At 46.3% G+C, this 11,852-nt stretch carries 10 protein-coding genes; 5 read left to right on the top strand and 5 right to left on the bottom strand.

Annotated elements, in window-relative coordinates; genetic code table 11:
* Positions 1-12 precede the first annotated feature (12 nt).
* Positions 13-561: a YaeQ family protein gene (locus C2740_RS06135; protein ID WP_215292349.1), complete on the bottom strand. Its 549-nt coding sequence runs from the start codon at positions 559-561 to the stop codon at positions 13-15.
* 98 nt (positions 562-659) lie between these two features.
* Between C2740_RS06135 and C2740_RS06130 the strand changes: the two genes are divergently transcribed.
* The 4 genes from C2740_RS06130 to C2740_RS06115 all read left to right on the top strand — a co-directional run bounded on the left by C2740_RS06130 (position 660) and on the right by C2740_RS06115 (position 6,592).
* Entirely contained in the window at positions 660-2,273 is a 1,614-nt protein-coding gene (locus C2740_RS06130; protein ID WP_215292347.1) for an NAD(P)/FAD-dependent oxidoreductase, read from the top strand.
* Positions 2,274-2,299: 26 nt separating this feature from the next.
* Positions 2,300-3,715 (top strand): oxygen-independent coproporphyrinogen III oxidase, encoded by a 1,416-nt coding sequence (gene hemN / locus C2740_RS06125; protein WP_215292345.1) that lies wholly within the window; start codon positions 2,300-2,302, stop codon positions 3,713-3,715.
* A gap of 182 nt (positions 3,716-3,897) precedes the next feature.
* A complete protein-coding gene (locus tag C2740_RS06120; protein WP_215292343.1) occupies positions 3,898-4,566 on the top strand; it encodes an OmpW family protein in 669 nt (222 codons plus the stop codon).
* Positions 4,567-4,669: 103 nt separating this feature from the next.
* Positions 4,670-6,592, top strand: a complete 1,923-nt coding sequence (locus C2740_RS06115; RefSeq protein ID WP_215292341.1) for an ATP-binding cassette domain-containing protein — start codon at positions 4,670-4,672, stop codon at positions 6,590-6,592.
* Positions 6,593-6,597: 5 nt separating this feature from the next.
* Here the strand turns inward: C2740_RS06115 and C2740_RS06110 are convergent, their stop codons facing one another.
* Genes C2740_RS06110 through C2740_RS06095 form a run of 4 tightly spaced genes read right to left on the bottom strand, consistent with a single transcriptional unit; the run spans position 6,598 to position 10,253 of the window.
* Positions 6,598-6,906, bottom strand: a complete 309-nt coding sequence (locus C2740_RS06110) for a chaperone modulator CbpM (protein ID WP_215292339.1) — start codon at positions 6,904-6,906, stop codon at positions 6,598-6,600.
* Positions 6,907-6,911: 5 nt separating this feature from the next.
* Complete coding sequence (locus C2740_RS06105) at positions 6,912-7,892, bottom strand: DnaJ C-terminal domain-containing protein (protein ID WP_215292337.1); 981 nt, start codon at positions 7,890-7,892, stop codon at positions 6,912-6,914.
* 58 nt (positions 7,893-7,950) lie between these two features.
* Positions 7,951-9,498 (bottom strand): UxaA family hydrolase, encoded by a 1,548-nt coding sequence (locus C2740_RS06100; protein WP_215292335.1) that lies wholly within the window; start codon positions 9,496-9,498, stop codon positions 7,951-7,953.
* 53 nt (positions 9,499-9,551) lie between these two features.
* Complete coding sequence (locus C2740_RS06095) at positions 9,552-10,253, bottom strand: pirin family protein (RefSeq protein WP_215292333.1); 702 nt, start codon at positions 10,251-10,253, stop codon at positions 9,552-9,554.
* 78 nt (positions 10,254-10,331) lie between these two features.
* Between C2740_RS06095 and C2740_RS06090 the strand changes: the two genes are divergently transcribed.
* A complete protein-coding gene (locus C2740_RS06090) occupies positions 10,332-11,852 on the top strand; it encodes a TAXI family TRAP transporter solute-binding subunit (protein ID WP_215292331.1) in 1,521 nt (506 codons plus the stop codon).

Raw genomic sequence — 11,852 nt, 5'->3', positions numbered from 1 at the left:
GAGAATAATGGCTTACTCTTGATTACTACGCCAAATTTCAGGTGTGATCGTGACCTGCCCCTGATCAGAAGAAACGTAGACTTCGCCATCCTGGATGTTGATATGAATAACCATGCTGCGCTCGACTAATTTATTAAGTTCGCTTGCTTGTGCAGCCGGAATGGAAATGATTTGGAGATTGCGAGCACGTGTGAGTTTATTGGCAATACCATCCCACCAAATCTTGCTCGTGTGCCCACCATAGCAATACACAATGACCTGATCAGATCTACCGCAGGCTTTGAGGATACGGCGTTCGTCCGGTTGACCAATCTCAATCCAAAGCTTAATCGCGTCTGTCAGGTCTTTAATCCAGAGATCGGGCTCATCGGTGTCGCTTAAGCCCTTGGTAAAGGCTAAATCCTCAGTTGCTTGCAAAGCAAAGGCGATGATTCTGATCATCATCCGCTCCTCGGTTTCAGAAGGGTGCTTAGCAATAGTGAGGGAGTGACTACCGTAATAGTGGCGGTCAGCGTCTGCGACGTGAAGGTCGGCTTTGTGGATAGTTGCGCGTAGAGCCATGACGCATTATCGCCTTTATGGCTAACAAGCTGACGCGGCCTGGCCTTTAACCAGTATTATTTGTCTCTAGAGACTGAATATAGCTAGCCAAGAGCCCCATGATTCGTATTACTGAACTGCGTCTACCCATTGACCATGCTCCAGAAGCTGTGGAAGCAGCGATTCTCAAGCGTCTCCATTTGTCCGCTAAGAACTTGATTGGCTTTGAGGTCTTTAAACGTAGCTACGATGCCAGAAAAAACGTGGCACTCTCTTTTATCTACACGGTAGACCTTTCTGTGAAAGATGAAGAAGCCATTCTGCAAAAGTTTGATGGTGATATTCATGTAAGACCTTCGCCTGATACAAGTTACCACTTCAAAGCTCAGGCTCCGGAGTCAATTGCCACCGGTAAGTCATTGCGTCCCGTAGTCATTGGTTTTGGCCCCTGCGGCATATTTGCTGCACTGGTTCTGGCACAAATGGGATTTAAGCCGATTGTGCTGGAGCGCGGCAAGAAAGTGCGAGAGCGCACTCAAGACACTTGGGGTTTGTGGCGCAAGAATGTGCTCAATCCAGAATCCAATGTGCAGTTTGGTGAGGGCGGGGCAGGTACCTTTTCAGATGGAAAGCTATATAGCCAGATTAAAGATCCCAAGTTTTATGGTCGTAAAGTGATCAGTGAGTTTGTAAAAGCAGGCGCACCATCAGAAATCCTGTATGTTGCAAAGCCTCATATCGGTACCTTCCGTTTAGTGGGTGTAGTAGAAAAAATGCGCCAAGAAATTATTGATCTTGGCGGCGAGATTCGTTTCTCACAAAAAGTAATTGGCTTTGATATCCAGAATGAGCAAATTACTGGCGTGAAAATTGAAGGTCATGACGACTTACCTGCTGGCCATGTGGTGCTTGCACTTGGCCATAGCGCACGTGACACCTTCCAGGCCTTGCATGATGCTGGCGTATTCATGGAAGCTAAGCCATTTTCGGTAGGCTTTCGTATTGAGCATCCGCAATCACTCATCGATAGAGCGCGCCTTGGCCCCCATGCTGGCAACGACTTAATTGGTGCTGCTGATTACAAATTAGTCCACCATGCTAAGAATGGTCGCTCTGTCTACAGCTTCTGTATGTGCCCTGGTGGCACGGTAGTGGCTGCAACTTCAGAGCCAAATCGAGTGGTTACCAATGGGATGAGTCAATATTCGCGCAATGAGCGTAATGCCAATGCTGGCATCGTGGTGGGCATTACTCCGGATGATTACCCTGGCGGCGCTATGGCAGGAATTGAGTTTCAGCGCGCGATTGAATCTAAGGCCTTTGAGTTGGGGGGCGGAACATACGAAGCCCCAGGACAGCTGGTTGGAGACTTTCTGGAGGGAAAGCCTTCAACAGAGTTTGGTAGCGTCCTGCCTTCTTATAAGCCTGGCGTGCATTTAACTGACTTAGCTCCAAGCTTGCCTGCGTATGCCATTGAGGCAATTCGTGAGGCTTTGCCGGCATTTGAAAAGCAGATCAAAGGTTTTTCAATGAAAGATGCAGTCTTAACTGGCGTAGAGACTAGAACCTCATCACCTCTCAGAATCACTCGTGGGCCGAATTTTCAGAGTCTGAATATCAAAGGTCTCTTTCCCGCAGGTGAGGGCGCTGGCTATGCCGGAGGAATCTTGTCTGCCGGCGTTGATGGGATTAAAGTAGCAGAAGCACTTGCACTAGATTACTTATCAAAGTAAACCCCTATATTTTTCATTAGCCATCTATGAACTCTGCAACAAACTCTTGCTCATCAGAAGAAAAGGAAGTGCTATTTCATCCTGAGTTGCTGCAAAAGTTTGACATCAATGGCCCGCGTTACACCTCTTATCCAAGTGCCGACCGTTTTCATAATGACTTTTCTGAAGCTGACTACTTAGGTGCCTTAAAGCGTGTTGCTAAAGCAAATGAGCCACTATCTTTGTATTTCCATTTGCCATTCTGCCCCAATATTTGTTACTACTGTGGCTGCAATAAGATTATTACCAAAGACCATGGACGCAGCGCCAAGTACATTAAGTATCTAGCCAAAGAGATGGCAATGGTGTGTAACGCCATGGGTGCACAGAAAAGGATTCCAATTACTCAGTTGCACTGGGGTGGTGGTACGCCAACCTTTCTGTCTCATGAAGAGATGATTGAGTTGATGCAGCACACTCGTGAGCATTTTGACTTATTGCCCGGCGGTGAATACTCGATTGAAATTGATCCGAGAAGAGTTACAGAAAAAGACATTGCTTTATTAGCTGAGCTTGGCTTTAACCGTATTAGCTTAGGCGTGCAAGACTTTAATCTGGCCGTGCAAGAGGCTGTGCATCGGGTGCAGACCATTGAAGAGACTCAAGCGGTGATGGACTGGTCCAGAAAGTATGGCTTTACGTCCAGAAGCGTGGACTTGATCTATGGCCTACCGAAGCAAACGCCTGAAACCTTTAAAGAAACAGTAGATGCGGTATTGGCAATGAGCCCGGATCGTTTATCGGTCTACAACTACGCACATTTACCCCACATCTTTAAACCACAACGCCGTATTTCTGAAGCAGATCTTCCGCCAGCCGCTGATAAGTTAAATATTCTCTCGAATACGATTGAGCACCTCACAGAAGCCGGCTATGTTTTTATTGGCATGGACCATTTTGCAAAACCCGATGATGAATTAGCGATCGCGCAAAAAGAAGGTAAGCTGCATCGCAACTTTCAAGGCTATTCCACGCAAGCAGAGTGTGATCTTCTGGCATTCGGAATATCTTCAATTGGAAAGGTTGATGATTGCTACTCTCAAAACGTTCGTACGCTAGACGAGTACTACGAATCCTTGGATCATGGCCACCTCCCGGTGCTACGGGGTATGCAATTAGATCAAGATGATTTATTGCGCCGTGAACTCATTGGTGAGTTGATGTGTCAATTTGCGCTCAATACACAAACCTTTGCCAAGGATTATCAACTCGATTTCTCAAATTACTTCAAAACAGAAATTGAAGAGCTGAAAGGTTTGGAGGAGGCCGGCTTGTTAGAGTGGCAGGGTTCCAATATGCAGGTACCCATCAAAGGCAGGCTTCTAGCAAGGAGAGTAGCTATGACTTTTGATCGCCATCTTAGAGAATCCCAAGCCAAAGGTACGTATTCAAAGGTTCTTTAAATTCGTTCATCAGGGCAAATCCGCAGGCATTTGATCTAGATCAAAGAAGCAATAAAACACTGTTGCTTTTTAACCAATAAAAAATTCACAAGCTCATTGCATTTGATTTACATCAAATTGCCCTCTAAGTGTCAATTCGAAAATAGTCTCATCGAAATTGATAATAGAAAGAGGGAATCATCATGCGTCTCAAATCACTAGTGGTGGCAATGGCTACCGTAGCATCTTTAGCTCCAATCGCTTCACAAGCGCAATCAGCAGAAGAGAATCCTTGGATGGTTCGCGTACGTGCTGTAGATCTTTTATTCCAGAACGGTCAGTCCAATGGTGCATCCACTGCCGCAGGTGTGCAGATCAATAATGTGCGCGCCAAGAATGAAATCATTCCCGAATTTGATATTTCTTACTTCTTCACAAAGAATATTGCTGCTGAATTGGTGCTGACATATCCGCAACGCGTGAATGTTTACTCTAATTTAACCCCAGGTCCAACAGGCACAATTACCGCATTGCCACCTTCACTCTTGTTGCAGTACCACTTTACAGAGTTGGGTGCGATCAAGCCTTATGTTGGTGCTGGCGTGAACTACACAATATTTGGCAACAGAAACAACTTCTCAGTTGGCGGCAATAGCAATGCCCTGACAGTTGACCAGTCTAGCTTTGGTTTTGTTGGCCAAGTTGGTGCTGACTACATGTTTGACAAGCATTGGGGTATGAACGTTGACGTTAAATACGCAACTATGAGTACTAACGTAACCGGACAAAATGCCTTGGCTGGGGTTGGCAACATCGGTAAGTTAACTTTAAATCCTTGGATGCCTGCAGTAGGTGTGACTTACAAGTTCTAAGAATTCAGTTCTTAGCTCTTGAGGTAGGGCCCCTAAGGGGCCCTATTTTTTTGGGCAATTCCGGAAATATCCGCTCTTTTGCGGAAGTGACGATAATGTCGCCATGGCTTTAATCGTACTTACTGATGCAAAACTGGCTTTCGGCCACGTAGACCTCCTCGCAAATACCGCTTTTTCACTGGAATCCGGTGAACGTGTGGGTTTAATTGGGCGTAATGGCACCGGCAAATCTTCCTTGCTGAAGATCCTGGCTGGGATTGAAAAAATGGATGATGGGCTTCTGCAATATCAGCAGGGCCTCAGAATTGCTTATGTTCCTCAAGAGCCGATCTTTGATGCCGAGGAAACAGTATTTGATGCCGTCTCCAAGGGCGTAGCTCAAGCTAAGGCACTGCGTGAAGAGTATGAGGCGCTTAGCGTTGGCGACTGGGATGATGCGTCTCATCATCGCCTAGATGAGGTGCAGTCTCAATTAGAGGCACTCAGCGGTTGGAACTGGGAGCAGCGCGTTCACGAAACTCTCGATCGCTTGCATTTAGAGGCGGACGTCAAAATCAGTACTCTGTCGGGCGGAACTAAAAAACGGGTAGCACTTGCACGTGCTTTAGTGGAAATGCCTGATGTATTGCTCTTAGATGAGCCAACCAACCATTTGGATTTAGATTCCGTTGCTTGGTTAGAAGAACTCTTAAAAGAATACCAAGGCTCTGTCATTCTGATTACCCATGATCGCGCCTTCTTGGATAACGTCTGCACACAAATTGTGGAGCTGGATCGCGGTATTTTGCGCAGCTATCCTGGCAACTTCACTCAATATGAAGTTCTTAAAGAGCAAGAACTCAATGCAGAGTCTTTGGCTAATGCTAGAGCAGATAAATTACTCGCCCAAGAAGAGGTTTGGATTCGGAAGGGTGTAGAAGCGCGTCGAACACGTAGTGTGGCCCGTATCGCTCGTCTTGAAAAACTTCGTACTAGCCGTGCTGAGCGCAGAGATGCAATGGGGCAAGTGAAGTTAGCTGTCTCAGCGGGTGATCGCAGCGGCAAGATCGTGGCTGATCTACAAAACGTCAGCAAGTCTTACGACAGGCCAATTGTGCAGGATTTCACAGCAACCATTTTGCGTGGTGATAAAGTGGGTTTACTTGGGCCTAACGGCGCTGGCAAGACAACCTTGCTGAAATTGATTCTCGGCACTATTGCCCCAGATTCGGGAACTGCGACGATGGGTACGCGTATTGAAGTGGCCTACTTTGATCAAATGCGTGAAGCCTTGGATCTCAATGCCTCACTTGAGGACTACATTAGCCCAGGTAGTGAATGGATTGAAATCAATGGCAATAAGAAGCATGTCAAAAGTTATTTGAGCGACTTCTTGTTTGCGCCAGAGCGCACCAATTCACCAGTGAGCACTTTATCTGGTGGCGAGCGCAATCGTTTACTGCTCGCACGTTTGTTTGCCAGGCCGGCAAACGTCTTGGTTTTGGATGAGCCAACCAATGACTTGGATATTGATACCCTAGACTTGCTTGAGCAATTGCTACAAGACTACAAAGGCACTGTTTTCTTGGTAAGTCATGATCGTTACTTCTTGGATAACGTAGTGACCAGCATCATTGCTCATGAAGGCGATGGATTTTGGCGTGAGTATGAAGGCGGCTATGAGGATTGGAAGATTCAAAAAGCCCGCTCAGAAAAAATTCGTGCCAATAATGCAAAACCCGTAAGTAAGACAGAAGCTAAAGCTGAAGCCAAGCAAGAAGCAAAAGTTGAAGTAAAGCCAGCAGTGAAGGGTGGGGTACAAAAACTCAATGGGAAAGAGCGCCAAGAGTTAGAGGCTTTGCCTTTACAAATTGAAGAGCTTGAAACAGAGCAGGCCGATATCGGCATTGAGATGAGTAATCCAGATCTTTACAAGAATGAACCTGAGTTAGCAGCTAGTATGCAAGCTCGGTTAACGGAGATTACTGCGCAGCTAGACCAAAAGCTATTGCGCTGGGAGTTGCTGCTCAGCCGCTCAGAATCTTAAGCCCTTTATTTTACTTTTAAGCGTGCGCGCAGTTGTGCGATTTCATCTAAGAGCTCGAGAGCCAGGGCAACCCCTGGAACATTTAACTCCAGATCATGCGTGAGATGTGCTGCAGTTTTAGCCCTGCTGAGGGAATTGCCGCTAAAGCGCCAATCCTCAGGAGATGAGCCGGTAGGGCTCAGTACACCTTCTGATACCCAAGACATGATTAATTCTTGTGGAGTGCGAGAAGCGTGAGAGAGTTCCACAATGCTCATATACACTTCATTTTCTACAACACTGGCTTCAATCCATGTGGTATTTATCTTTGTCATGTTCATCATCCCTTCAAGTGAGATCTAGGATTGAAATCAAAAGCCTTCTCATAGTTTTGATAGGCCTCTTTTTGAGCATCTGTTTCCGCGGGTGGTAAAACAATCGTAGGAACTACATATAAGTCACCAGGCTCAGCACTCGGAATTCCCCTGCCTTTAAGGCGCATCTTGCGACCAGCAACAGTGCCTGCTGGAATTTTTAATTCTAAAGTTGAACCTGCTGGCGTTGGTACATTGACAGTGGTGCCTAGGGCTGCTTCCCAGGGTGCCAATGGAATGTCAATGAATACATCTTTGCCATCGATTCTATAAATAGGGTTCGGGTGAAAATCAATTTCTAAATAGAGATCTCCTGGCAGCCCTTCACCAATACCAGGACCACCTTGCCCTGAGAGGCGCAGATTTTGACCAGCCTTAATCCCTTTTGGAATGCTCACATCTAATTTGCGTTCTTGAGTGCTCACATGACCGCTAGCATCTTGCGTTGGCATATGTAGTGCAATCGTGCGCTTAGCGCCGTTATAGGCGTCTGCAAGATCAATCAAAATTTTGGCATGATGATCCTGTCCTTTGAAGTTCATGCCTTGACGGGATTGCCCACTCCGGCCGCCTTGTCGATGTTTGCCTCTTCCAAAGAGGGATTCGAAGAATTCGCTTTGGTCACCTTCAAAGCCGCCGCCATAGCCTGGATGACCGGCATTAAAACCATTATCAGAATATTCAAAACCTTCATTCCAATTTGGGGGAGGGGTGAAGTCTTGGCCATTTTTCCAGTTGGCACCAAAACGATCGTAGGCTGCGCGCTTCTCAGTATCTTTCAGAACGGCATAGGCTTCACCGATTTCTTTGAATTGCTCTTCAGCGCCCGGGTCTTTATTGACGTCTGGATGGTATTTGCGAGCAAGCTTGCGATAGGCAGCTTTAATTTCTGCTTCAGTAGCAGAGCGAGCGACTCCGAGAGTTTCGTAGTAATCCCTAAATTTCATAAGCTTGTATTAATCCTCATGCATTCTGACAGAGCTAATGATGAATTCTACAATCCTATTAGCTCATCACCCCGATTTGCCAGGGTACAAACTCATAGTCACCTAGGCCAAGTAATTCGCTCTTGGATGACTCTCCAGAGGCTGTACGCAGGAAAAGCTCAAATATGCGCTGACCCATCTCTTGAACGGAAACTGTCCCATCCAAAATCTCCCCGCAATTAATATCCATATCCTCGGTCAGTCTCATATACATTGGGGTATTAGTGGCTAGTTTGATGCATGGCGCAGGTTTGGAGCCAAACATGGAACCCCTACCAGTCGTAAAGGCAATTAAGTTTGCACCACCAGCAATTTGCCCAGTAGCGGAGACGGGATCAAATCCTGGGGTATCCATAAAGACAAAGCCTTTAGTGGTGACGGGCTCAGCATACTTATAGACTTCCATTAGCGGACCGGTGCCGCCTTTCATGGAGGAGCCTAGGGATTTTTCGAAGATGTTGGCAAGCCCGCCAATTTGATTGCCGGGGCTGACTTGACCGTTGATCTGTACATCTCTGCCAACAGAGTATTCATCTTTCCACCAGCGAATCCGTTTAATGAGCTTCTCACCAATAGCTTGACTTGCTGCACGGCGCGTGAGGGTGTGCTCTACGCCATAAATCTCTGGAGTCTCAGACAAAATCCCAGTGCCGCCATGGCGAGAGAGGATGTCGATGGCAGCGCCTAATGCCGGATTGGCTGTGATCGATGAGAAACCATCCGAGCCACCACATTGCAAGCCAACGCATAGGTGACTTGCAGAAACGGTTTCACGTTCAGCTTTATTGGCCTCTGGAAGCAAAGCTTTCACTGCCTCAATACCGGCTTCAATGGTTTTGCGAGTGCCACCCGACTCTTGCATGATGAAGGTGTGCAGGTTTTTACTTGCCGTTAAATCTTCCTGCTCCATCAATCCTTTAAGTTGATTGCGCTCGCAACCAAGACCGACAATGAGTGCAGAAGCAAGGTTAGGGTGGCGCGCATAGCCAGCCATCGTCCGGCGCAGCAGTTCCATCGGTTCACCGCTCATTTCCATGCCGCAGCCGATGTCATGGCTAAATGCCACCACCCCATCCACGTTTGGAAAATCTTTTAATCTCTCTGGTGTAAACCAGTCGGCAATCTTATTCACTACTGTAGCCGAGCAATTCACGGTCGATAAGATCCCAATGAAATTGCGCGTGCCCACTTTACCGTTTGATCTAACGTAGCCTTGAAAGGTAGCGCGCTCAGACTCTGGCAGCATTTGCGTTGGTTGAAATTCACTAGCGTAGGCGTAGTCTCGATCAAATTCACGAAACTCAGTGTTGTGACTATGAACCATCGTGCCGGCTTCAATATCGGTATTTGCAAATCCAACGGTCACGTTGTACTTCAGAATTGGCTCGCCTTTCAATATTTTCTTGGCAGCAATTTTGTAGCCTGCTGGAACCTGGCTACGGCTCGTGAAATTCTCACTAGGAACTTCTGCACCGATACCTACGTCAATTCTTGCAACCACAATATTGTCGTTTGGGTGGAGGCGAATAATGGGACCAGCGAGTTTTTTGCCAGATGTTTCAATCATGATCTTATAGAGTCCTTCTGATGGGCTTATCGTAAACCTAGCTTGCTATTTATTTAATGACTCAGGTCAAAAAATAGCACTTCAGCATCAATGCCATCATTTATTTTTATAGAAGATTCATGTTCTATTAGGAGTGCATCGCCACCTTCTAGTGTTTGATCATTGACAGTTAAGGATCCCTTGATGAGGTGAACATAGGCTTTACGCTTTGGATCAAGTTCTATTTGTGCTGATTGTGAGCCATTAAATAAGCCCGCATATAACTTCGCATCTGCAAATATCTTGACAGAACCATCCTTACCATCAGGTGAGGCAATCAAGCATAGCTTGCCTTCTTTGTCGGAGATTGGGACAGTCTTTTGCTCATAGCTGGGCTCAATTTCTAAAACATTGGGTTCAATCCAGATTTGCAAGAGGTGGGTTGTTTGATCCTGAGCGTGATTAAACTCACTATGCATCACGCCAGAGCCAGCACTCATGCGCTGCACATCTCCAGGTGGAATGCTTTCCACATTACCCATGCTATCTTGATGGGCCAACTCACCAGAGAGAACATAGCTAATAATTTCCATATTGCGATGACCATGTTTGCCAAAGCCCATTCCTGGCGCAACGCGATCATCGTTGATGACTCTTAAGTTCCCCCAACCCATAAATTGGGGGTCGTGATATCCGGCAAAGGAGAAGGAGTGGAAACTTTGGAGCCAGCCGTGGTCAGCATAGCCTCTATCGAGGGATTTTCTCAGTTGGAGCATGGATTTAGGTTTTTCTGCAGGAAATATTCAATAAGCACATTATCATTAGCTTTTGCTATTTTTGCTAATAGGTAGTGCATGGGAAGCTTTAAACAGAATGTTCAAGAAACCTTTCTAGGCCTTTCTGAGAGTGCTCAGGAGTGGTGGACAGACTTCACCCAATTTTTACAAGAGACTTGGCCAATTTTGTTTTTGCTTTTGGCCATTCTCATGGGTATTTGGTGGTATGTAGATCCGCCGCCCCCGCGACACGTCATGATGGCAACTGGAACCAAAGGTAGCTCTAACGAGATGCTTGGCGAACAGTATGCAGAGTTTTTTGCCAAGAAGGGTATTACTCTGGAGTTGATTTCGACAAATGGGGCACAAGAAAATATTGATCGTTTGTCAGATCGCAATGATCCTTTGCAAGCAGCATTTGTTCAAGCGGGCGTGGTGCCTACTAAAGATGTGACAGGTATTCAATCGTTGGGTGTGATTGCTTATGATCCTATTTGGTTTTTCCATCGTGGCCCCGAACTCAATGCAAAAGATTTTCAGGGTGTAGATAGCCGCTTTCAATATTTTCTTACCCAAAAGATTTCAATTGGCGTTGAAGGTAGCGGTACGCACGCGCAGGCAATCAAAATATTACAGCTTTCAGGTTACGAGCCTGGGCCAAGTTTTGTAAATTTACCTGGGAATGAAGGTGTAAAGGCAATTCAGAAAGGGGAGATTGATGGCATTTTTATCGTGGATACCTACTACTCTCCAAACGTGCAGGCCTTATTGAATGATCCTAATTTACAACTGGGTACATTTGGACGAGCCGAGGCTTATGCAAAATTAATTCCCTATCTGAGCATATTAAAAGTGCCTGAAGGTGCGTTTGATTTAAAGCGCAACTTCCCAAAATCAGATCTAAAACTCCTGGCAACCACCACCAATCTTTTAATTGATGATCGCATGCATCCTGCCATTCAGTATTTATTTTTGGAGGCGGCGAGAGAAATCAATGGCAAAGCAACTTTCTTTGCTCATCGTGGAGAGTTCCCGTCGTTTAAAAATACAATGCTCCCAGAGAGTCCGGTAGCCATTCATTATGAGAAGAATAGCTATCCCTTCTTAGTGGCTTACTTGCCGTTCTGGCTTGCAGAGTTAGTCAATAGACTGGTCTTCATCTTGCTGCCATTTCTACTGGTTAGCTACCCCTTATTACAAGCTCTACCTGGCTACAGAACCAGGAGAATGCAAAACAAAATTAATCGAGTGTATTCAGATCTAAAGAGTTTTGAACAAGAATTGCTTGTGAATTTTGATTTAGGTCGACTCGATGAATATTTGAAGAGGCTGGATGCACTTGAGTATCAGGCGCTCACGATTCAAGTATCTAGGCGCTTAGCAAGTGAGTGCTATTCATTGCGCACTAGCATCGACTATGTGCGCAACTGCCTCAACCGAGGGGTTCAGCCCTATCAAATTGACGAGACATCCATTACCCTTGCTGGGCAGGTACTAAGCAAGGTAGAGCCACTTCAGGCCTCTGAGGCAGAGCAAGCAGCCCAAGCTAAAACAGGCCCAGGGGATGAACAACCCCCTAAACCCGAGCTACTTTTATAG

The organism is Polynucleobacter sp. MG-5-Ahmo-C2 (genome assembly GCF_018687735.1).
In the GTDB taxonomy this organism is placed as follows: Bacteria; Pseudomonadota; Gammaproteobacteria; order Burkholderiales; family Burkholderiaceae; genus Polynucleobacter.
Note: the sequence above shows the minus strand (reverse complement) of the source record. Positions and strands in the feature narration are given on the sequence as shown.